Origin of the sequence: Acinetobacter bohemicus ANC 3994 (genome assembly GCF_000367925.1) — a bacterium.
GTDB classification, from domain to species: domain Bacteria; phylum Pseudomonadota; class Gammaproteobacteria; order Pseudomonadales; family Moraxellaceae; genus Acinetobacter; species Acinetobacter bohemicus.
This window is the reverse complement of sequence record NZ_KB849170.1, coordinates 55,489-77,642: the sequence shown is the minus strand read 5'-3', so window position 1 is coordinate 77,642 and position 22,154 is coordinate 55,489. Positions and strand designations below refer to the sequence as shown.

Here is a 22,154-nt window from a genome sequence, read left to right as displayed (position 1 = left end):
TTAACTTTGCGGATGTTTTGCAAAATATTTATCTTTCCATGCAAAGGAATGGCTGGAATGGGCTTGTGGTCTATATTCTGCTGCAATATAGCCGCTGTATGCACTTTGATTGAGCCATTGAAAAATTTCTGCAAAATGTATTTGTGCAGTATCGGGTTCATGACGTCCGGGGCAGTCAGCAAATTGAATATGCCCAATATCGTGAATATTTTCTTTTAAGGCTTCTAGTACATCTTCACCCATCATCGCCATATGGTAACAGTCATATTGCATTTTAAGCGCAGGGTGTTGCACGGCTTCTAGCATTTCTTGCGCTTGAGCAATATTTTGCACTAAAAAGCGCGGCATATCGGTGCTATTAATCATTTCAAAAACAGGTTGAATATGATGAGCGGATAACCGATGGCAGGCCAGTTTAAGATTGCTTGATAAAGTATTTAAACAAGGCAGTAGGTCTGAATCGAGCGGCTGTTTACCCGCTAAAATATTGACGCTAGGCACATTGAGCGCAGTTGCATATTGAATGGCGTGTTCTAAACCACGGTGAAACTCCAGTTCCATTCCCGGCACACCGGCCAAACCATCGCCGCCTTGCATTAAGTCACCAGCAGGCAGATTAATCAGGCAAAGAGTAAGGTCATGCATGGTGAGTTGGCTTTGAATTTGCTCAATGCTGAGTTCATACGGAAATTGAATTTCAACATGCTTAAAACCCTGAGCCTGAGCCAGAGCAAAGCGCTCAATTAAGGGCACTTCAGTAAAAATCATCGATAGATTGATAGCCAACTTAATCATGCCTTTACTCCTTGTCGGTTAAACGTGACCTGCTTAAGATTCAACCAGTTGAATCACTGTTGCAAGATCAGCTTCAGCATAGCCTTTATTTTGATGGCTTTGCAATTGTGATAGTGCTTGTTTTGCAACGGGAATATTTAAATTGAATTGTTCGGCCAGCTGAACCGCATTATTTAAGTCTTTGGATAGGGTTTGCACTTTCCATTGCACAGGTTCAAAAGTATGGGTCGCCATACGTGGGGTTAAAATTTGAAACGGTTTTGAGTCGGCAAATCCACCTGCCAATGCCGGAGCCAGCAAAGTGGTATCTACGCCTGCTTGAGCGGCTAAGGCAACCGCTTCAGCAATTAAGGTGCTGTTTGCAGCCACAATCAGTTGATTGCAAATTTTAGTGGCTTGCCCTGTACCAGTTTCACCCATTCGGGTGATGCGTTGTGAAAGCACGTTATAAATCAGCGACAAATCCTGAATGGTTTGTAGATCACCGCCAGCAAAAATCACCAGTGTGCCTTGTTCAGCACCCGCCGTTCCACCCGAGACAGGGGAGTCAATCCACTGTACTTGATGCAGTTGCGCTTGCCCTGCCAAGGCTTTGGTTTGATCGACCGATAAACTAGAGAAATCCACAATCACTTGCTGAGCACATAACTGCGCTTGAATTTGATCATAAACAGATTGCACCGCGGCATCATCAGCCAAACAGGTCAAAATAACCGGATATTGCCCAATATCTTGCAACTCTAATGCAATTGCACCCATATCAATCAGAACGTCACATGCTGATGCGGTTCGATTCCACACGGCTACTGTAAAACCTGCTTGAATGAGTCGAGTTGCCATTCGGCTACCCATCAGCCCCATCCCTAAAAATGCAATTTTTGTATTACGATCAAAACTCATGTGTTTTCTCTGCACAATGCTGTGATTTCAATATTTTACTTATATTGGCGCGGTAAAAATTGAACGTCGGGGTTCTTGTCTTTTTTACGCGCTAATTTACTATTTTTACCTAAAAGTAATTTCAGTTGCCAGATTTTTTCTAGGCGTAAAGATTTTTTTGGCTCATGTTCCATCGCATCAAGGACGCGTTTGGCTGCGGTCAGTGCGTCAGGAGAGCGTTGTAACATTTCTTCTGCAATGGCTTGGGCCTTGCTGATTGGCGATTCATCTAAATGCGTCACCAAACCAATTTCTTTGGCATAAGTGGCATCGAAAATACGACCGGTTAAGGTGAGTTCTTTTGCAAGATCGACACTGATAATGCCTTTAATGGAACGCGTCAGCCCCATGTCTGGAACCAAGCCCCAGCGACTTTCCATAATGGACATTTTGGTATTAGGATGGGCAATACGAATATCCGCAGCCAGTGCCAATTGCATGCCTGCACCGAGGCAATATCCTTCAAGAGCCGCAATCACAGGCACAGGCAGTTCTTGCCAAATGAGAAAGGCTTTTTGAAATAGGCTTTGTCCCGGTTTAATCAGTTCCCATGCCGCATAGGCAGTATTTTTCGGTGCATTTAAATCGGCAAGGTCAATCCCAGCACTAAAGACATGGGCTTCGCCGGTTAAAATCACGCAGCGAATCGAACGGTCTTTTTTAATTTGATTGGCTGCATTGACCAATTCACGTAGCAATGCAAAGCTCATGGCATTGCGTTTTTCTGGACGGTTTAAAGACACGGTTGCGATGCCATTGTTTTTTTCTATGCGAAGTAACGCCATGAGATAGATCTCTATTTTTAGATTGTTTTGAGCATAACACGGTCATTTCTCGGATACATGCCATGATACATGACAGTAGAGTCACATCTAAATCTAGACGCTACTGCCGCGATTTGCATCAGACCCTAGAGATTTGTCTTGTTTAAAATTTGCTGCGCTGCTTGTTCGACCAGTTGAATCACGGACTGTAATTCATCCAAGCGTTTGAGCGTCTCTTGAATAAAACTTTCATCTGCTTTACGCCGTTCTTTGCGTAAAGAAGAAACAAATTGTTCAAATCCACCTGTAACCTCTTGTAGGCTCTGCACACCCACGTAGCGTGTTGCGCCATATAAACGATGCAGCACGTGTTCGAGTTGCGGGAAATCTTCCAATTCAATCAACTGTTGGATTTCATTGATTTCTGTTGGGAAACTATCGACCAACATTTTTAGTAAATCAATCGCCAAATCTTCTTTGTTGGCAGCCAGTTGCAAACATTGTTGCCAATCTAAAATATCGGGATCGAGTGCTTCAATCAGGATGGCTTTATCGGCAACTTTGGCTTTTTTAAAGCTTTCTGACGTCCAATGGGTCAAAATTTGAATAATTTGTTCCATTTGGATCGGTTTGGTGACGTAATCATCCATACCGACCTGTAACAGTTTTTGTTTTTCGTCTGCTAGTGCATGCGCCGTTAATGCAATAATCGGCAGGCGTTTATGGTTGTCTAAGGTCGATTCTAGCGAGCGGATCGCACGTGTGGTATCAATACCGGACATCACCGGCATTTGAATATCCATGAACACCACATCAAAAGCAGCCAAACCTTTTTCAATTCTCTTTTGAATAATTTCAAGCGCTTCTTGACCACTTAAGGCTTTGGTGGTTTTGACATTCAGTTCACCCAATAGCGCTTCTAAAACAATTAAATTCGGTAAATGATCATCTACCGCAAGCACATGTAGGCCTTGTCCATTAAATTCTTCATGGATATCGTGCTCAAAAATAGGTTGATTGCTGAGCAGTTGAATTAATGCGCTGCGACTGAGCGGTTGATATAGTGGTCGCGCCCGATACTCGCTTAACATGTTGGGGTCGAGCGCCATTTGATAACCGTAGACGGCAATGTTGCCAGTATAACGATTCCGAATTTCTTTTAATAATGCTTCGCCATCACCACTATGATCGACAATCAGCCAAGTATTTTCATCACTTTCCGAGAACCGTTTCAGTTGACTAAATAAATCTAGAATTGAGCTGGTTTCGACATGATAGACATCATAATTTTCCAGATAATGGCGTAAAATATTTGCCGTTGCAGGATGCGCTAAATACGACACCACCTGCATTTTATTAAAGTTTGGATGTTCAATTTCAATCTCCTCATCCACCGCAAATCGAGCGGTAAACCAGAAGGTCGAGCCTTTTTCAGTCGGTGCGCGTTCTTGGTTATCTTCAAAGCCAATTTGGCCTTGCATTAAATGCACCAGCTGCTTAGAAATGGCTAAACCTAGACCTGTACCCCCAAACTGGCGGGTGACTGACGCATCGCCTTGCGAGAAGGATTCAAACAGTTTTTTCCGGTCTGTACCACTTAAACCAATCCCGCTGTCTTGTACGCTAAAGTGTAATAAACAGTGACCAATATCATCATGTTCCATCCGTGCACGGACAATAATTTCACCATCTGGGGTGAACTTAATGGCATTGGAAATGAGATTGGTCAGAATTTGTTTGAAACGTAGTGCATCACCGACCATTTGGGTCGGTATATTGTCGGCATAATAAAAGGCCATATCGATATGCTTTTGTGCAGCCAAGGGCGAGAGCATATCCATCACATCAAAAATGGCTTCTTCTAAGTCAAAGGGTGCAGTTTCTAATTCTAATTTACCAGCATCAATTTTGGAGAAATCAAGCACATCATTAATGAGGGCCAAAAGATGGGCAGATGATTTACGAATGGTCTGCAAATATAAATTTTGTTCATTGCTTAAATTGCCTTGGCGCAGCAACAAATGAATAAAGCCATCAATACTATTTAATGGGGTGCGTAATTCATGACTGATATTGGCCAAGAACACCGATTTCGATTGGTTCGCTGAAATGGCTTGGTCACGTGCTTGACGATAGGTAATATTTTGCACTTCTAAGGTGTCTAAAGTACGACGTAAATCATCTTCAGTTTGTTCGGTATGTTCTTTCAATTCTAAAAAACTAAAATGCAGGCGCTTGACCACATTGGCAATATCACGCTGGAGTAAACGTAATTCACCGGTACTGTTAATGACCATGTGCTGATCGAGTGTGTCGGCATTTAAGCGTTGTAATTGCATCCGAATTTCGTACATTGGTGCAATCCAGCGGCGTGAATAAAAATTCAAACATAATAACAGCAGCAATAAAGTTAGGAGACCGGTCGCCACCAGTACAATCATGACACGATAACGTGCAATTTCGAGCGGCTGGTTGTCGAGTTCAATCACCAGTTGTGCAGGTGATGGTGTATTTTCATTAATATTGAGTGCGTAAATATGATTTTTATTATAGGAAATAGGGCCAGCAAAAGAGGCTTTGGAGTGAATTGCAGGCCAAGGGTCTTGGTCTTGAAAACCAATGCTTAAACGGTTTCGACCTTTGGGGTCAATAATCGCGGCACGAATGACATGTTTTTCATTTAACATGCTTTGCATGGCATTACGCGCTTGATCATATTGCCAAGGATAACGATTGAGTAAGTCGAGTGCAGCTTCAGCGGTGGGCTGGTAGCGCGTCATAATGGCAATCGCCATTTGTTTTTGCTGCGCACGTGATGCATTTGACGTTTCGGATAAAACCAACAATGCACCAACACATGCCAAAATCGTAATTGGCACAAAAATTAGTGCAATTAATTGTCCATAAGCATGATTTAAGTGTAGACGCTTAAATAACTTTTTATTGATATTTGACATGGTTAAAGCAGTTTATTTCCTATGCATGGCAGTTTAGCATGCTTTATTTGAAACTGACTGCGCTTTAATCACTTTCAATAAAAAGCCTGTTAAATGGGTGCAGCGCCTAGCATTTTTTCATACAATAGGCGCACCTCGATCTAGGTGCAAATAATGAGTAATATCTCCCCTGATTTTCAAGCAGACGAATTTTTGTTAGATCACTATGTAGGAAAAACTCCTTTAGTGCGTTTACAACGTCTAGCAAGTCACACTCAAGCAACAGTACTGGCAAAACTTGAAGGCAATAATCCGGCCGGTTCGGTTAAAGACCGTCCTGCGTATAACATGATTATGCAAGCTGAAAAGCGTGGTCAAATCAAGCCAGGTGATACGTTAATTGAGGCGACAAGCGGAAATACAGGGATTGCCTTAGCCATGGTTGCCGCAATGCGTGGCTACAAAATGACCTTAATTATGCCTGATAACATGAGCCAAGAACGTAAAGATGCAATGCGGGCTTATGGTGCTGAACTGATTGAAGTGACCAAAGAACAAGGCATGGAAGGCGCACGTGATCTTGCCTTGCAGATGGAAAAAGAAGGCAAAGGTTTAGTGCTGAACCAATTTGGTAATCCAGATAATGTTGCAGCGCACTATCTCACCACTGGTCCTGAAATTTGGCAGCAAACGGGTGGGAAAATCACGCATTTTGTCAGTTCAATGGGCACAACGGGCACCATTATGGGCGTTTCTAAATACTTAAAAGAAATGAACCCCGAGATTCAAATTGTGGGTTTGCAACCTTCGGATGGTTCAAGCATTGCTGGCATTCGTCGTTGGCCAGAAGAATATTTGCCTACGATTTTTGATCGTCGTCGTGTTGACCGCATTATGGATATTCCACAAATTGAAGCGGAAAAAACCATGCGTAAACTGGCGCAAAAAGAAGGCATTAGCGCGGGGACTTCATCCGGTGGTGCAGTTTGGGCATCTATTCAATTGGCGCAAGAAAATCCTGAAGCGGTTATTGTCTGTATCATTTGCGATCGTGGCGATCGTTACCTTTCTACAGGTTTATTTTCAGTTCAAGACCCTGAATAAATCTGCAATTTTGTGAGTTTCACATGCGCTTACCTGTTTTAATTTTCGATATAGAAACCTTAACCGATTTAAAATCGGGGGCGCATTTGTATGGTTTAGATTTGCCCGAAGCAGATTTAGAACAGGCCTTAATTAAATTGCGTCGTCAAGAATCGGGCATGGATTTTCAACGCTTAGCTTTGCATGAGATCGTGTGTATTTCTGGCTTATGGTTAGATGAGCAGGGCGGCATGAAAATGTTCTCGTTTAGTCGAGAACAGCACAGTGAATCTGAAATTTTAACCAAATTCCTCTCTATTTTTGATAAGCGACATCCGACGCTAGTCAGTTGGAATGGTTCACAATTTGATTTGCCCGTGATTCTTTTTCGCGCCATGTATCATGGTTTGTCTGCGCCAAGTTTATTTGATCAAGGCGAAATTGATCAGCAAAAGCGCTATAATAACTATCAGAACCGTTATCACCATCGTCATGTGGATTTAATGGATGTGATGGCCATGTTTAATGGCCGACATTTTCAAAAACTGGATGATATCGCACATTTACTAGGGTATCCCGGTAAACGCGGTGATGGCGCTTACCATGTACCCGAATATGTACGTCAGCAAGAATGGCAAAAACTGACTGCATATTGCGAAGGTGATGTACTGAATACCTGGTTAATTTATTTGCGTTGGTCGTTATTGAAAGGTCAGCTGTTAATGAATGATTATCGTGATGTTATTCAGCGCACCATTCAATTTTTATCCACCCAACCTCAACATCGCGATTTTTTAGCAGTATGGCGTGAAACTTCACAGCGTACTGAATTTACATCGATAGACTTTCTCTCTCCCACACTCTAGGTATTCATGAAACATAGAACCAAGCCCCGTCCAGCTCAACAGCCGATTTATACTTTTCAGGTTGAGTCACTTTCACATGAAGGACGGGGGATAGCACACTATGGATCACACCCTGATCATCCGAGTGAGAAGCAAGGCAAAAAAGTATTTATTCGTTATGCTTTGCCGGGTGAAACCGTTACTGCGCAAATTACCAATGTGGTTAAACGTTTAGAAGAAGCGGATAGTACAGCGTTATTAAGTGAACCTGCTGCAACACGTATTGAGCCGAAATGTCCGCATTTTACCGTGTGTGGTGGCTGTAATATGCAGCACATTCAGTTAGATGAACAAATTCGTCTCAAGCAAGAGGTTTTAAAATCGCATTTAGAACATTTTGCTGGCATTCAGCCTGAGCAATGGCTCCCTGCTTTACGTTCAAGCCGTGAAGATTACCGCCGTAAAGCCCGTATTGGGGTGCGCTATCTTCCACATAAAGACAAATTGGTGGTGGGATTTCGTGAGAACCAAAGCAATAAATTGATTTCGATTGACCGTTGTATGGTACTGGATCGTGAATTTGGTTCCATCACTGCATTGAAACAGTTACTCCAAAGTCTAAAAGCCAAAGCAGCCATTGGTCATATAGAATTGGCGATGGGCGATGATGAGATTGCATTGCTGGTTCGTCATACTGAAAAATTATCACAACAGGATGTCAACCAATTAAAACAATTTGCGTTAAACAAACAGTGGCAGTTGTATTTGCAACCTGAAGGTGCAGAGAGTTTGCATCGTGTGGATGATCCAACGGCTGCAATGCGTTTGCATTATCATTTAGATGATTTTGATCTCAAGTTTGGCTTTAGTCCGCTTGATTTTACCCAAGTCAATTCGACAATTAATCCACAGATGGTGAAGCTGGCATGTGATTTGCTTCAATTGCAGCAAGGAGAGCGCGTTCTAGATTTATTTTGTGGTCTAGGCAACTTCACTTTACCGCTGGCGCGTTGTGTGGGTGAAACTGGACAAGTGGTGGGTGTTGAAGGAAGTGAAGAAATGGTCCGCCGTGCTGCGGAAAATGCTGAAATTAACGGTATAATTCACGCTCATTTTTATTCACAAGATTTAACAAAAGATTTTTCGCATCATTCTTGGGCAAATCAAGGATTTGATGCATTATTGATTGACCCTCCGCGTGCGGGTGCTGAGGAAATAATGCATTATGTACCTAAATTTGGTGCAAAGAAAATCGTTTATGTGTCATGTAATCCTGCAACATTGGCACGTGATGCTGGTGTGTTGGTACAACATGGCTATCGATTAAAAAAGGCTGGGGTAATGGATATGTTTACCCATACGGGACATGTTGAGTCTATTGCCTTATTCGAAAAATACAATGAAATAAACGATTTAGAATATGATAAGTAAAGAGGTAGGAGAAGGGTATGGTCACAGTACGTGAGCAACTTCCTGGGCGACTCAATGAGCTGTCAGAGGAAGCGACTGTAGAACATGCCGAACAAGCTCGACATGATTTAACCGAATGGCTGAATCGTGTTCGTGGCATCTTAGATGGCGCAACGCTTGAACAACTCGAAGAAGTTGCTCATTTAACTTTACATAAAGAGCTGCAAACCACGGTTAATCATCGTTCCAATACCTTTTATACCGGTATTGAAATGGCTGATATTTTGGCACATTTACATGTTGATGAAGACACCTTATCTGCGGCGATGTTGTATCGAAGTGTTCGTGAAGGCGTGATGACGCTTGAAGAAATTCGTGAACATTTTGGCGAGCAAGTCCATAGTCTAGTCCAAGGGACATTGGCTATGGGGAAACTTTCAGAACTGATTGAAAAGAACAAACGTTTAGAAGATCATTTTAATAACAACCAGCGCGAACATTTAAGCGGCATTTATAAAATGCTGATTTCTGTGACCGAAGATGTGCGTGTCGTACTCATTAAGCTGGCAGAGCGTACCTATGCTTTACGGGAACTGGCCAACTCTTCTAAAGAACGTCAAGAGCGTGTAGCTCGTGAAATTCTGACCATTTATTCACCACTGGCACATCGCCTAGGCATTGCACAGCTGAAGTGGGAACTTGAAGATTTAGCATTTCGTTATTTAGCACCAGAACGCTATAAAGAAATTGCCTCGTTACTAAATGAAAAACGTTTAGAGCGCGAGCAATATATTCAATTTGTCATTGATAAATTGAAAAAAGAACTGGCTGTCTATGATATAGAAGCGGAGATTACGGGACGGGTTAAGCACATTTATTCGATTTATCGAAAAATGAAAAGTAAAGACCTGAGTTTTGACCAGTTGTATGACATTCGTGCGGTACGTGTCTTGGTCAAAAGCGTGCCTGAATGTTATCACTCACTCGGTATTGTGCATCAAATTTGGCGACATATTCCGCATCAGTTTGATGATTACATTACCAATCCGAAAGCCAACGGTTATCGTTCTTTACATACCGCGGTTATTGCAGAAAATAAATCGCTGGAAGTGCAAATTCGTACCAAGGCCATGCATGAAGAAGCTGAACTTGGGGTCTGTTCGCATTTTAATTATAAGGAAGGTGGCAAGAACACCGATCATTCCTTTAATCACCGCTTACATTCGTTACGCGCAGTCTTAGAACATTATCAAGAACGTAATGATGCCAGTGCGCATAAATCGGGTGAAGATGCTGAAAATTTTGAACAAATTCAAGATTTTGAAGGCTTTGAAAAAATTTATGTATTTAGCCGTGATGGTGATATTAAAGAATTACCACGTGGTTCAACGGTTTTAGACTTTGCCTATCATGTGCATACCGAAGTGGGTAATAAATGTTATGCCGCGCGTGTTAATCAGCGCTATGTGCCATTAACCTACACGTTAAAAACTGGTGAACAAGTTGAAATTTTAACCAAAAAAGATCGTGATCCGAATCGTGATTGGTTAGTAAATTCACTGGGTTATATTAAGACTTCGCGTGCGCGGGATAAATTACGTCATTGGTTTAGACAGCAAGATCGTAGTAAAAACTTGGAAGTTGGCCGTGAAATTCTGAATAAAGAACTTTTACGTTTGGCTATTCATCCCAAAAGTATTGATTTAAGTGATTATTGCAATCACTTCAATGTCAAATTGGGTGAAGATATTCTGATTGGTTTGGTCAATGGCGATATTAGTTTGCACTCGTTGATCAATCAAGTGAATCGCCATATGCATTTGGGGCAGGATGAACCTGAACTGGTGCTAAAACCGACCTTGAATCCACGTGCCAGCCATACACTTTCTGCGCATGGCATTCTGATTGATGGTTTGGATAATGTGGAACTGCATATTGCTCAATGCTGTCAACCTGTGCATGGTGAATCGATCGGTGGATATATCACACTTAATCGTGGGGTGAGCATTCATAAAATTGCATGTTCAGACTATAGCCGGATGATTACTCAAGAACCTGAACGTGCGGTAGAAGCCGATTGGGAAATGCAGCCGACGCGTGGTCAAAGCGTGCAAATTGTGGTGGAAGCCTATGACCGCCGTGGTTTGTTGAAAGATTTAACCCAAGTCATTTTTTCTGATCAAATTAATATTCGTCAGGTCAATACCATTTCAGAATCAGATGGTATTGCCAATATGAAATTATTGATTGAGGTCAAAGGTCTAGCACAATTATCACGTTTGTTGGCACGTTTGGAGCAACAACCGGGGATTATTAGTGCACGCCGTTTGGTACAAGGTAATTAATCAGCCAAATTTTAAGTAGTGATAGTTGAAAAACCAGCAACACAGGTTGCTGGTTTTTTTATGAATGATTATTTTATGGGCTAAAAATAATAAATATAGAATTAAATCAAAATGATAAATATATGTAATTCAATGAGTACAAGATACTTTTTGTGTAAATTTTATGACAGGTGCTATAATCCCGCGAATAAAATAGCCTTGAGCTAAAAATATTCTTAGGGTACGGAAAATTTCGGTAATGATTCAAATAAATATATCTCAACTGTATATCAGTCGTGCCGATGAAACCGTTCCTGCCTTAGAAAAAATCCCTGCAATGCAGCGTAGACGATTATCTGGTATTGCTAAATTGGCGATTAATAGTGCCATTGGCTCGCTGAATGCTGAAGCAGTGGATTATATTGTCTGGGCTTCGCAATATGGCGATGAGCATAAAACGCTGAAAATTTTAGCCGATGTACTGCAAGATCAAACGCCATCACCCACCCAATTTTCGACCTCTGTGCACAATGCTATTGCTGGGTTGTATTCAATTTTATGTCAAGATTCCACACCTTCGACCAGTTTGGCCGCGTCGTGGAGTGAAGCACTGATTGAAGCCTATGCTTGGTTAAAAAGCACAAAACAACCCCATTCGCGGGTGTTGGTGGTGTATTACGATGAAGCACTGCCTGCGCTTTATCAGGAGTTCCAGCCGTTCAATGGTTTTGCCATGTCTGCGCTGATCAGCCTTGAGGCTCCCAATTTACAATTTGATCCGCATGCTTTGCCACAGCATCGACATCAATATGTGGATGCACAAAATTTTTATGATTTCTGGCAGCAAGCGCAGCACAACCCAGATGACTCTCATATGCAAGCGTGGCAAAAATGTTAAAGCTGAATCAAATGAAACAAAAAGCCAATTATCTATGGCGTGTCGGTGCGACAGGATTTAGTTTTGCCAGTTTTGGCATCGGTGGCGTTGCTATTGGTGGTTTGGTTGCACCTTTGGTTAATTTGTCGACACAAAATCAAAGCTTACGTCAGCAGCGTACACAAAATGTGATTCGCTATAGTTTCAAAGGTTTTACTGAAATGATGGTAAAGCTTGGAATTATGACCTATGACATTGAAGGTCTAGACAAATTACAGCAAAGTAGACAGGAACTGATTATTGCCAATCATCCCACATTGGTGGATGTGGTGATCTTGATTGGTTTAATGGAACAAGCAAATTGTGTGGTCAAGCAAGCATTATGGGCCAATCCATTTACCAAAGGGCCAGTGCAAAATGCAGGTTATATTTTAAATGCAGGTTCTGAACAATTTATTCAGGACTGTGTGGAAAAACTAAAGTTAGATCAAGCAGCATCTTTGCTGATTTTTCCTGAAGGCACCCGAACTGCAAAAGGTGAGTTGTTGAATGAGTTTCAACGTGGCGCGGCGAATATTGCCATTCGTGCCCATGTGCCGATTCGTCCAGTGTTGCTGACCTGTACGCCTTCAACTTTAACCAAAAATGAAAAGTGGTATCACATTCCTTCACAGCCATTTCATATTCATGTGAAAGTACTGGATGCCATTCAAGTCGATGAACTTTTAGACGATGCCACGGTCAGTCCGAAAAACGTGCGTCATTTAAATCATCAATTACACCAATTTTTTAACCAAGAGTTATCTAAAAATGAGCAATCTTGCTGATGAATTAAAGCAAATGATTATTGATGTTTTGGCCCTAGAAGACATCAGCAGAGATGATATTGAAACGGAAGCACCCTTATTTGGTGATGGCTTAGGTCTAGATTCAATTGATGCTTTGGAACTTGGTTTGGCCTTGAAAAAGCGTTACAACATTCATTTGAATGCTGAATCGGCAGAAACCAAACAATATTTTAAATCAATTCAAAGTCTAGTGGCTTTGGTTGAAGCACAGAAAACGGCATAAGAGGTTGTGATGTTAACTCAGGAACAAGTACTCGAAAAATTAAGAGCATGGATGGAAGATCTGTTTGAGATTAATCCAGAAGATGTGCAGCTCGATGCAAATTTAGCCACAGATTTGGATGTCGATAGCATTGATGCCATTGATCTTGTGGTCAAAATTAAAGAATTGACGGGTAAGCAAGTGAATCCTGAAGATTTTAAAAATGTACGTACAGTGCAAGATGTTGTGACTGTGATTCAGAATATGTCTGCTGCATGAAATGGGTCTTCCAAGGGATAGTGGTCATCAGTTTGATTCTCTATCCCTTTTTAGTGGGCTATAGCTTAGCGCAGGGTCAATATATTTGGGTCAGTAGTTTATTGATTGTCCTAGGCGTGTTGCGGCTATTTAGTAAGGGTAATGCTTTACTCTGGCCCTTGACTGGATTTGCTATTTTATGCGGCAGCTTAAGTTTGATTTTAAAAGATCAAGCCTGGCTGAAACTCTATCCGGTATTGATGAGTCTGGGTTCACTCGCTATTTTTGCAGCGACTTTAATCAAACCACCCTCGATGATTGAGCGTTTTGCCCGTTTGGCTGAACCGAATTTACCCGAAGCAGGGGTGATTTGGACACGTAAGGTCACTATCGTCTGGTGTATTTTCTTTGTGTGCAATGCCCTGATTGCTTTAGCAACGGTGTTGTTTGCTTCAATGCAGGTGTGGGTGCTCTATAACGGTTTTATTTCCTATGTGTTGATGGGGCTGTTATTGCTGGGCGAATTTATATTGCGTAAGCGTCAGCAACGCTTAAACCAACTTCAGGAATAAAACGGATTGTTATGTTGTGTCATTTTCAGAATCATATTCATTCACTGAAACCGCTGTGTCTTCAGGCTGATTTAAGCCCAATCCATTTTCAGGATTTTTGGCAAGAGGTGATACAACAAAGTCATGCAATCCAGTTGTTATCGCAGGACAGTTGGGCGTTGTGGGAACCCGATAGCTATGAGTTTTTAGTGCTGTTGTTTGCGGCACTTTTAGCGCAAAAACAGCTGCTCTTGCCGCCCAATCGAGTCAGTGATTTAGAAAAAGAATTGGCTGAGCAGAATATTCTGTTTTTACAGCGTCAGCCTGTATCTGCTACAGCAGAGCCGCAGATTGAACTAAATCTGGATGATGCCTTTTTAAATCAGGCCCAGCTCTATTTTTATACTTCAGGTTCAACAGGGCAACCGAAAAAAATCCCGCGTACTTTGCGTCAGCTCTTGAATGAAGTGCAAGGTTTGGATGCCAGTTTTCAGTTACCTGAACAGGCCATTGCCATCGCAACAGTCAGCCATCAACATATTTATGGTTTATTGTTCAAGCTGTTGTGGCCTTTAGCCAGTGGTCGTTGTTTTTATCAAACCCAATTGGCTTTCCCTGAAGATGTCGCTGATATTCAAAAAAAATTAGTACCTCTCAACATTGAAAATTATGTTATTTCTAGTCCTGCATTATTAAAACGCTGGACCCCAGATGTGCTACTACAGCACTGTTTAAGCGTATATTCATCGGGTGGTAAATTGGATTCGGGTGTGCGTCCTTATTTAAATCGACCGATTCACGAAGTGTTTGGCAGCTCAGAAACGGGGGGAATTGCACATCGACAACACGATGATGCGTTATGGATTCCTTTTGCCAATGTAGACATTCAAGTGAGCGATCAACAAGAATTGGCAGTGCAAGCCAATCATGCTTTTAGTGAGAACTGGATTTTAACCGGCGATAAAATTGAAATGCTTGACGCAACCAATGCCAAGAGTCCGTTTCGTTTATTGGGACGGTTGGATCGGATTGTGAAACTAGAAGAAAAACGCTTAAGTTTAGATGCGATTGAACAAAAAATAATAGAACTCGATGAGATTGCCCAGTGTCATGTTTTAATTTTACAACGTGAACATCGGCAGATTTTAGCCTGTGTTGCGGTGTTATCTGAAGCTGCCAGAAAACAGCTGCAAAGTGGCAACAAAGCACAATCTGTGGCGGCAATCAAAGCGCAATTACAATTAAAACTGGAAGGCATTGCCATTCCAAGGCAGTGGCGGTTTTTGACTCAATTACCACAAAATGCACAATCTAAACTGAATAAACAGTACATGAAATCCTTATTTCAACCCATGTTGTTGCCTATTGTATTGGCACAACAGAACGAGCCAGATCAGGCCGTTTATCAGCTTGAATTTTCTGCTGAATTGGAATGTTTTAAAGGGCATTTCCCCGATTATCCGATTTTTCCCGGTGTGGGGCAGATTGGTTTTGTTCAGCATTTTTCCCGCCAAACTTGGGCCGATCTGGAATGGTGTAATGGTTTTGAACAATTGAAATTTCAAGATCTGATTCGACCGTATATGGTACTGCAACTCAAACTGTCACGAAAATTGCACAAAGTGAGTTTTGAATTGACCCATGCAGATCAGACCTTGGCATCGGGGCGTTTGTTGTTTAAAACGCAAACTGAACAGGTTTAAAAGAGGATGTATATGCAGCATTGTTTTGTGATTCCTGTTTATAACCATCCGCATTATATTGAGGCTTTGGTTGCACATTTGAAGCCGTTTCAGTTGCCGATTATTTTAGTCAATGATGGCAGTGATGCGGTATGTGGCACACTTTTACATAAGCTGAAAGCCGAAAATAAATGTGTCGAGTTGGTTGAACATTCGCATAATCAAGGCAAAGGGCAAGCGGTCATAAGCGGTTTACGTCATGCCCATGCTTTAGGCTTTAGTCATGCTTTGCAGCTCGATTCTGATGGTCAGCATGACTGGCAAGATGTAGCCAAATTTTTAGACATTTCTCAGCAGCATCCAGAAGCAATGGTGATTGGTCAGCCAATTTTTGATGAGAGCGTGCCGAAAAAACGTTTATATGGTCGTTATGCTACGCATATTTGGGTCTGGATTAACAGTCTATCCTTCGATATTAAAGACAGTATGTGTGGATTTCGAGTCTATCCACTGGCCCAGACCATTCAAATTCTAAATTCGGCAAAATTTCAGCCGCGCATGGGTTTTGATAGTGAAATTTTAGTGCGACTCAAGTGGGCGAATGTTGCTTTTATTAATGTACCGACCCAAGTGATTTATCCTGAAGATGGGATTTCTCATTTCAATGTATGGCGCGATAACCTTGGCATGAGTCAGGCACATGTGCGTTTATTGGGTGGGATGTTGCTGCGGTTGCCTAAATTAGTGTCACAGAAAGTGAAAGGTTAATGGCGTGACTGAGCAGCTCAAGCAAACCCAGTGGAATGATATGAAAGAACGCGGTGGCATGTGGTCACTGACGTTAATGTTGGCATTTTATCGTTTAGGTGGTCGTTGGCTCTGCCGCGTGGTGCTGTATTTTATTATTTTGTGGTACTGGATCTTTTCAGTCACGGCACGTCAGGCATCATTGTTGTATTTAAGCAAGTTACATCATTTTGCAGGGCAACAATCACCCTTTACCACAGAGCCGAGTCTGGGTCATAGCTATCAGCATTTAATGCAATTTGGCGAATGTATTTTAGATAAAATTGAAGGTTGGCTGGGCAAAATACCTGAGCAGCAATTGGCTTTACATGGACATGAACATTTTCGTGCACATTATCAAAAAGGTGCGGTGATTGTGGTGTCGCATTTTGGCAATATCGAATTGTTAAGGGCGATTAAATCAGAACATACACAAAAAATTAATGTTTTGGTTTATCAAAAACATGCCACTAAATTTAATCAATTTTTAAAGAAACTCAATAAACATGCCGATGTTAATTTAGTTTCGGTGGATGAGTTGGGTATTGAAACCGCTTTGATTTTGCAAGAAAAACTCGACCAAGGCGAGTGGGTGATTGTGGCAGCAGATCGTGTACCTGTTGAGTCTGATCGGGTACAGCCGATTACCTTTTTAGGCGCAGAGGCGAATTGGCCGCAAGGCGCATGGATTTTAGCCAGTTTATTGAAAGTACCTGTACTGGCGGTCTTTTGTTATCGCGTCGGCAGTTGCTTTGAAGTGCATATTCACGCGATTGCTGAGCAGCTTCATTTCCCTCGAAAAACTCGCATGCAAGCACTGCAAAGCACCATGCGTCAATATGTTATTTTGCTTGAACAGCACTGTATGCGTGCGCCGTATCAATGGTTTAATTTTTATAATTTTTGGAACAAAAAATAATGCAAGTGTTAGTTGTTGGGGAAACACCGCTCTCAATTGAAGATGTGGTGGCTGTGGCGCGTCAGGAAAAATCTGTGGCTTTGCCGGTATCCACTGAATGGCGTGATCTGATTCAACGCGGTGCAGATTTTCTAGATCAACTGTTACAAGATGAAGGCGTCATTTATGGCGTGACTACAGGCTATGGTGACTCCTGTTTGGTGGAAATCCCCGCGCATCAAGTCAATGAATTGCCGTTACATTTATCACGTTTTCATGGTTGTGGTTTAGGTCAAAATTTGGATTTAATCACGGCGCGTGCGGTGTTGGTGACGCGTTTATGTTCTCTGGCGCGGGGTTATTCAGGTGTATCGCATGCATTGCTAGAACGCCTCACATGGATGCTGAATGAAAATATCATTCCTGTCATTCCATCGGAAGGTTCAGTGGGGGCCAGTGGTGATTTAACCCCATTGTCCTATATTGCAGGGGCTTTGGTCGGTGAACGTGATGTTTATGATCAAGGTCAAATTGTGCCAGTCAGTGCGGTGTATGCTGAAAAAGGCATGCAGGCTTTAGTGTTACGTCCGAAAGAAGGCTTGGCACTGATGAATGGCACGGCGGTGATGACAGCCATTGCCTGTTTAAACTATAAAAAGGCGGAACAAATTGCTTTGGCCAGCACCTGTATTACGGCACTAAATGTTTTGGCTTTGGAAGGTAATCCAAGCCATTTTGATGAAGTGCTGTTTGCGCAAAAGCCCCATCCGGGTCAGCAAAATATTGCCGCACAACTCAGAACTTGGCTGAACAGTGAGGTACAAACCGAGCATCAGAGTCCACGTCTGCAAGATCGTTATTCTTTACGCTGTGCGCCGCATATTATTGGTGTATTTGAAGATTCTAAAACGTGGTTACGTCAGTTTATTGAAAATGAACTGAACTCAAGTAATGACAATCCACTGATTGATCCTGTGAATTTGCGTGTATTACATGGTGGTCATTTTTATGGCGGACACATTGCCCAAGCCATGGATAGCTTGAAAATCATAATTGCCAATATTGCTGATCTCATGGATCGTCAATTGGCGCAGTTGGTGGACTATAAAATGAATAACGGTTTGCCACGCAATTTAACTGGTGCAACCGCAGAACGCTTGCCGTTGAATCATGGTTTTAAAGCTGTGCAAATTGCAGTATCAGCATGGACGGCAGAAGCTTTAAAACAAACGCTTTCGGCCTCTATTTTCTCACGCTCAACCGAATGTCATAACCAAGACAAAGTCAGTATGGGCACCATTGCTGCACGGGATGCCAGTCGTGTGATTGTGCTGACTGAACAAGTGATTGCAGCGCTGTGCTGTGCCAGTGTACAAGCCATTCACTTAAAAGCTTTAGACGGTTCGTTGGCTGAAGTATTGGCCGCATTTCAGACGTGGGTATTGCAGACCTTTGATTACGTGGTGGAAGATCGACCATTGCAACATGAATTGCAACAACTGGTCGATCGTTTCGAAAATTTAGAATTATTGAATCCTGAACGTGTTCACTCAATAGGATAGGAAACTGACGATGCATGCCGATGTAATTATTGAAGTGCCATTTCATGATGTCGATACCATGAATGTGGTGTGGCATGGACATTATTTAAAATATTTTGAAATTGCGCGTTGTAAATTGCTCGATCAATTTCACTATAACTATAAGCAAATGCTTGCATCTGGTTATGCATGGCCGGTGATTGAAAGCCATGTTCGCTATGTGCAGGGAATTGAGTTTGAACAAAAAATTCGTGTGCGTGCCATTTTAAAAGAATGGGAAAACCGCTTGAAAATTGAATATCAAATTTTTGATGCAGACAGTGGTCGGAAGCTCACCAAAGGCTACACCAGCCAAGTGGCGGTTGGTATTGAAAGCCGTGAAATGTGTTTTCAATCGCCGCAAGTGCTGTTAGAACAATTGCACGCTTGGCCAGCATTTAAAGCGGAGTAAAGTCAATGAAAGCAATCAATTTATCCCGTCCAGTCTGGCTGTTTTTAGCGCTTGTGTTGTGTTTGATGTCGCTGTTGTCACGACCTGTACATGCGCAAAATCCACAGCTCAAACAAATTTTTACTCAGCTTGCTGCGACCCCGATTGTACGTGCTCAGTTTGAACAGCAAAAAAAATTAGCGTCACTGAACAAAACTTTTGTCTCGAAAGGCACGGTATTATTTTCCAAATCACAAGGCGTAATCTGGAACATTCAAAGTCCAGTGAAAGCCGATTTGATTGTGACGCCATATAAATTGGTACAAAAAACTCAGCGCACCTACAGTCAAATTGAAATTGATAAATCACCTTATGGTTCTGTGGCGACCATGTTTTTACAGCTGATGTCAGGCAATGAAACTGCATTGGCTAAAAATTTCAATATTGTTTCAGCCAATTATAGTCCTGCGCAATGGAATGTGGCATTAACCCCGAAAAGCAGTTTATTTAAAAAACTCTTTGTTCGCGTGGATGCACAAGGGCAGCGTTATGTCGATCGTATTGTCTTGAGTGAACAGGCCAATAACACCACGACCATTCGTTTTAGTCAACAAACGACTCAACCACAAACGTTAACGGCTGAGGAAAATGCACTTTTCCAATTGGCAAAATAAATTTACGGCGCTGTGGCTGATTATTTTAAGCGTGATTGCGATTGCGCTAGGCACAGCATGGCTTAAAAAAGAGATCCATATTCAAACCAATATTTTTGCCTTATTGCCTGAAGCCAGCCAAGACCCACGGCTTGAAAGGGCACAGCAATACGTCAGTCAACAATTGAATGACAAAGTGTTTGTGGTGTTGGATGCTCAAGATGATGCTGCCTTAACTAAATCAACCAACGCATTGCAACAGCAGGTGGCCAAAAGTGATTTGTGGCAACCTTTGCATGCTCAGTTAGACAGTGACAAGTTTGCACAGGTGCTCTATCAACACCGTGCCGGTTTATTGACATTAGACGATCAAAAAATACTGCAACAACAAGATTATGCTGCACTGAGCGAACAAAGTTTATTGCAAATTATGAGTCCGGGCATGCCGGTCACCGCAGCGTTATTACAACACGATCCATTGTTGTTATTTCCACGTTATGCCATGGGCTTAGCCGGTTTACAAAGTCATCCTGATCTTGCTTTAGAAGATGGCTTTGCCACAATTCGAGATGAGCAGGGGATTTCGCGGTTATTGGTTTTAGAGCTAAAAAACAGTCCTTATAATATTGAATATCAACAACAAACTTCAGCGTGGATTCAACAACTCGATACGCAACTACGCCAGATGCAGGTGAAACCGCATTGGACGGGTACTTTATTATTTGCTCAATTTGGCACCACTTCGGCTGAAAAAGAAATTTCCACCATTGGTTTGGGTTCAAGTTTTGGCATTTTACTTTTGGTCTGGTTTGGTTTCCGCTCAATCCGTCCAATGTTGACTGAAATGGTGGCTGTGGGTACAGGCTGTTTGGTGGCCTTTGCTATCACGCATTGGGTTTTTGGGGAAATTCACCTCATGACCTTGGTGTTTGGTGCAAGTCTGGTCGGGGTGTGTGTCGACTTCTCTTTTTACTTTATGGCCATGCAATCGCAGCATCGGCATATCAATGGTTTTGCGGTGCTCAAACCCTTATTGCCCAGCTTGTTTATGGGCTTGATGACCACTTTAGTTGCCTATATTTTCTTAAGTTTTACCCCATTTCCCGGCTTTAAACAGATCGCGGTCTTTTCTATGGTGGGGCTGGCTGCGGCATGGATCACCAGTGTTTTATTGCTCCCTCGTTTACCTGCCTTAAATGCTGAACCGGCGATTCGCAGATTACGTTTTATTGGTCAAGCACGTACTTTTGTACAGGCAAGAAAAGGACTGCGTTATGGCTTAATTGCTGCGATTGTCGTGGTGGCAGGCAGCAGTTTGATGTTGTTGCAGAGCAATGATGATATTCGCAATTTGCAAAGTATGGATCAGAGTTTAAAGCAAGAAGACAAGTACGTCCGTGAACGCTTTATGCAGCAACAAAGCAGTGAATACTTTGTGGTACATGGTAAGACGGCCGCAGAGCTTGAACATAATGAGCAGCAACTGATTCAAAAACTACAACGCCTACAAAGTGAAGGGGCTTTGGATGCTTTTCAGGCTTTAGGACAATGGTTGCCGCCGATTCAACAGCAACAGCAGAATATTCAACTCTTACAAAGCATTCCTGCGCAGGCTTTACGGGATTATGCCGCGGCATTGCAGCTCAATCCAGTAGATGTTTTAGCGTGGCAAAAGCAATTGCCACAGCAGCCGTTATTGCGTCCAAGTGAAATGGCAGGGCATCCGTTGGCATTTTTACAAATCAGTGCAACCGAACGTTTGGTGCTGTTACAAAATGTGCATCATGTTGTCGCTTTAGAACAGCTGAATAGTGCACAGGTACAGCTGTTACGTCCAGTAAATCAACTGTCTGAACTCTTTCAGCAACATCGTATTCAGGCACAATGGTTATTGGTTTTTGCTTTACTGACTTTAACGCTGGGTTTGGGCATCATCTATGGCATGAAGTCCATTTTGCCCTTGGTCTTACCCGTCACTTTAGCTTTAATCTCCACCTTTGCTGTTCAGGCATGGTTTGGGGTTGAAATTAACTTATTCAGCATTATGGGAACCTTCCTGATTATTGGGATTGGCGTGGACTATGCGATTTTTTATCGACATGGACATGACCATCCACAAGTGGTGGGCATGGCGTTATTCCTATGTATGATGTCGACCTTATTGGGTTTCGGGTTATTATCGTTTAGCCAAACCTATGCCATTCATTGCTTTGGTTTGACGGTACTGCTTGGGGTTATTTTTTCATTTATTTATGCAACATTGTTGACATCTTCCGATGCCAAACATGTTGTACTTCAACAATATCAGCCAAAGAAGCTGAGAGATTAAGGT

The 22,154-nt window shown here is 42.3% G+C and carries 20 protein-coding genes; 16 read left to right on the top strand and 4 right to left on the bottom strand.

The window, feature by feature from the left end; genetic code table 11:
* The 4 genes from F994_RS09980 to F994_RS09965 all read right to left on the bottom strand — a co-directional run bounded on the left by F994_RS09980 (position 1) and on the right by F994_RS09965 (position 5,455).
* Positions 1–795 (bottom strand): hydroxypyruvate isomerase family protein, encoded by a 795-nt coding sequence (locus tag F994_RS09980; protein WP_004650245.1) that lies wholly within the window; start codon positions 793–795, stop codon positions 1–3.
* A 33-nt stretch (positions 796–828) separates the two neighbouring features.
* The gene (locus F994_RS09975; RefSeq protein ID WP_004650244.1) at positions 829–1,695 is read right to left on the bottom strand and encodes an NAD(P)-dependent oxidoreductase; all 867 of its coding nucleotides are present in this window, start codon (positions 1,693–1,695) and stop codon (positions 829–831) included.
* 35 nt (positions 1,696–1,730) lie between these two features.
* Complete coding sequence (locus tag F994_RS09970; protein ID WP_004650243.1) at positions 1,731–2,519, bottom strand: crotonase/enoyl-CoA hydratase family protein; 789 nt, start codon at positions 2,517–2,519, stop codon at positions 1,731–1,733.
* Positions 2,520–2,644: 125 nt separating this feature from the next.
* Positions 2,645–5,455, bottom strand: a complete 2,811-nt coding sequence (locus F994_RS09965) for a GacS-like sensor histidine kinase (protein WP_004650242.1) — start codon at positions 5,453–5,455, stop codon at positions 2,645–2,647.
* Positions 5,456–5,608: 153 nt separating this feature from the next.
* Here F994_RS09965 and cysM point away from each other — a divergent pair, with 153 nt between their 5' ends.
* The 16 genes from cysM to F994_RS09885 all read left to right on the top strand — a co-directional run bounded on the left by cysM (position 5,609) and on the right by F994_RS09885 (position 22,151).
* A complete protein-coding gene (gene cysM, locus F994_RS09960; RefSeq protein ID WP_004650240.1) occupies positions 5,609–6,538 on the top strand; it encodes a cysteine synthase CysM in 930 nt (309 codons plus the stop codon).
* Between the two features lie 23 nt (positions 6,539–6,561).
* Positions 6,562–7,383, top strand: a complete 822-nt coding sequence (locus F994_RS09955) for a 3'-5' exonuclease (protein ID WP_004650239.1) — start codon at positions 6,562–6,564, stop codon at positions 7,381–7,383.
* 6 nt (positions 7,384–7,389) lie between these two features.
* Positions 7,390–8,793 carry a 23S rRNA (uracil(1939)-C(5))-methyltransferase RlmD gene (gene rlmD, locus F994_RS09950; RefSeq protein ID WP_004650238.1) on the top strand — a complete coding sequence of 468 codons (1,404 nt, stop codon included), beginning with the start codon at positions 7,390–7,392 and terminating at the stop codon, positions 8,791–8,793.
* 17 nt (positions 8,794–8,810) lie between these two features.
* Entirely contained in the window at positions 8,811–11,117 is a 2,307-nt protein-coding gene (locus F994_RS09945; RefSeq protein ID WP_004650237.1) for a RelA/SpoT family protein, read from the top strand.
* A gap of 238 nt (positions 11,118–11,355) precedes the next feature.
* Positions 11,356–11,994 carry a beta-ketoacyl synthase chain length factor gene (locus F994_RS09940; RefSeq protein WP_004650236.1) on the top strand — a complete coding sequence of 213 codons (639 nt, stop codon included), beginning with the start codon at positions 11,356–11,358 and terminating at the stop codon, positions 11,992–11,994.
* Entirely contained in the window at positions 11,988–12,800 is an 813-nt protein-coding gene (locus F994_RS09935; protein WP_004650235.1) for a lysophospholipid acyltransferase family protein, read from the top strand. The genes F994_RS09940 and F994_RS09935 overlap by 7 nt, the downstream gene beginning before the upstream one ends.
* A complete protein-coding gene (locus F994_RS09930; RefSeq protein ID WP_004650233.1) occupies positions 12,784–13,044 on the top strand; it encodes a phosphopantetheine-binding protein in 261 nt (86 codons plus the stop codon). Before F994_RS09935 ends, F994_RS09930 begins: the two co-directional genes overlap by 17 nt.
* 9 nt (positions 13,045–13,053) lie before the next feature.
* Complete coding sequence (locus F994_RS09925; protein WP_004650232.1) at positions 13,054–13,302, top strand: acyl carrier protein; 249 nt, start codon at positions 13,054–13,056, stop codon at positions 13,300–13,302.
* Positions 13,299–13,853 carry a COG4648 family protein gene (locus F994_RS09920; protein WP_004650231.1) on the top strand — a complete coding sequence of 185 codons (555 nt, stop codon included), beginning with the start codon at positions 13,299–13,301 and terminating at the stop codon, positions 13,851–13,853. Before F994_RS09925 ends, F994_RS09920 begins: the two co-directional genes overlap by 4 nt.
* Positions 13,854–13,864: 11 nt before the next feature.
* A complete protein-coding gene (locus F994_RS09915; RefSeq protein WP_004650230.1) occupies positions 13,865–15,535 on the top strand; it encodes an ApeI family dehydratase in 1,671 nt (556 codons plus the stop codon).
* Between the two features lie 12 nt (positions 15,536–15,547).
* Positions 15,548–16,282 carry a glycosyltransferase family 2 protein gene (locus F994_RS09910; RefSeq protein WP_004650229.1) on the top strand — a complete coding sequence of 245 codons (735 nt, stop codon included), beginning with the start codon at positions 15,548–15,550 and terminating at the stop codon, positions 16,280–16,282.
* 40 nt (positions 16,283–16,322) lie between these two features.
* The gene (locus F994_RS09905; RefSeq protein ID WP_034697045.1) at positions 16,323–17,219 is read left to right on the top strand and encodes an LpxL/LpxP family acyltransferase; all 897 of its coding nucleotides are present in this window, start codon (positions 16,323–16,325) and stop codon (positions 17,217–17,219) included.
* The gene (locus F994_RS09900; protein WP_004650227.1) at positions 17,219–18,760 is read left to right on the top strand and encodes an HAL/PAL/TAL family ammonia-lyase; all 1,542 of its coding nucleotides are present in this window, start codon (positions 17,219–17,221) and stop codon (positions 18,758–18,760) included. The genes F994_RS09905 and F994_RS09900 overlap by 1 nt, the downstream gene beginning before the upstream one ends.
* A 10-nt stretch (positions 18,761–18,770) precedes the next feature.
* A complete protein-coding gene (locus tag F994_RS09895) occupies positions 18,771–19,190 on the top strand; it encodes an acyl-CoA thioesterase (protein ID WP_004650225.1) in 420 nt (139 codons plus the stop codon).
* Positions 19,191–19,195: 5 nt separating this feature from the next.
* A complete protein-coding gene (locus F994_RS09890) occupies positions 19,196–19,843 on the top strand; it encodes an outer membrane lipoprotein carrier protein LolA (protein ID WP_004650224.1) in 648 nt (215 codons plus the stop codon).
* Entirely contained in the window at positions 19,818–22,151 is a 2,334-nt protein-coding gene (locus F994_RS09885) for an MMPL family transporter (protein ID WP_004650223.1), read from the top strand. Before F994_RS09890 ends, F994_RS09885 begins: the two co-directional genes overlap by 26 nt.
* Positions 22,152–22,154: the final 3 nt, after the last annotated feature.

Bases quoted from the DNA above. Each gene is read 5' to 3' on its own strand.
- F994_RS09900 (WP_004650227.1), top strand. From the start codon at position 17,219: ATGCAAGTGTTAGTTGTTGGGGAAACACCGCTCTCAATTGAAGATGTG.
- F994_RS09890 (WP_004650224.1), top strand. From the start codon at position 19,196: ATGAAAGCAATCAATTTATCCCGTCCAGTCTGGCTGTTTTTAGCGCTT.
- F994_RS09925 (WP_004650232.1), top strand. From the start codon at position 13,054: ATGTTAACTCAGGAACAAGTACTCGAAAAATTAAGAGCATGGATGGAA.
- F994_RS09935 (WP_004650235.1), top strand. From the start codon at position 11,988: ATGTTAAAGCTGAATCAAATGAAACAAAAAGCCAATTATCTATGGCGT.
- F994_RS09955 (WP_004650239.1), top strand. From the start codon at position 6,562: ATGCGCTTACCTGTTTTAATTTTCGATATAGAAACCTTAACCGATTTA.
- F994_RS09965 (WP_004650242.1), bottom strand. From the start codon at position 5,455: ATGTCAAATATCAATAAAAAGTTATTTAAGCGTCTACACTTAAATCAT.
- F994_RS09975 (WP_004650244.1), bottom strand. From the start codon at position 1,695: ATGAGTTTTGATCGTAATACAAAAATTGCATTTTTAGGGATGGGGCTG.
- F994_RS09920 (WP_004650231.1), top strand. From the start codon at position 13,299: ATGAAATGGGTCTTCCAAGGGATAGTGGTCATCAGTTTGATTCTCTAT.
- rlmD (WP_004650238.1), top strand. From the start codon at position 7,390: ATGAAACATAGAACCAAGCCCCGTCCAGCTCAACAGCCGATTTATACT.
- cysM (WP_004650240.1), top strand. From the start codon at position 5,609: ATGAGTAATATCTCCCCTGATTTTCAAGCAGACGAATTTTTGTTAGAT.
- F994_RS09915 (WP_004650230.1), top strand. From the start codon at position 13,865: ATGTTGTGTCATTTTCAGAATCATATTCATTCACTGAAACCGCTGTGT.
- F994_RS09945 (WP_004650237.1), top strand. From the start codon at position 8,811: ATGGTCACAGTACGTGAGCAACTTCCTGGGCGACTCAATGAGCTGTCA.
- F994_RS09905 (WP_034697045.1), top strand. From the start codon at position 16,323: ATGAAAGAACGCGGTGGCATGTGGTCACTGACGTTAATGTTGGCATTT.
- F994_RS09980 (WP_004650245.1), bottom strand. From the start codon at position 795: ATGATTAAGTTGGCTATCAATCTATCGATGATTTTTACTGAAGTGCCC.
- F994_RS09970 (WP_004650243.1), bottom strand. From the start codon at position 2,519: ATGGCGTTACTTCGCATAGAAAAAAACAATGGCATCGCAACCGTGTCT.
- F994_RS09895 (WP_004650225.1), top strand. From the start codon at position 18,771: ATGCATGCCGATGTAATTATTGAAGTGCCATTTCATGATGTCGATACC.
- F994_RS09910 (WP_004650229.1), top strand. From the start codon at position 15,548: ATGCAGCATTGTTTTGTGATTCCTGTTTATAACCATCCGCATTATATT.
- F994_RS09930 (WP_004650233.1), top strand. From the start codon at position 12,784: ATGAGCAATCTTGCTGATGAATTAAAGCAAATGATTATTGATGTTTTG.
- F994_RS09940 (WP_004650236.1), top strand. From the start codon at position 11,356: ATGATTCAAATAAATATATCTCAACTGTATATCAGTCGTGCCGATGAA.
- F994_RS09885 (WP_004650223.1), top strand. From the start codon at position 19,818: ATGCACTTTTCCAATTGGCAAAATAAATTTACGGCGCTGTGGCTGATT.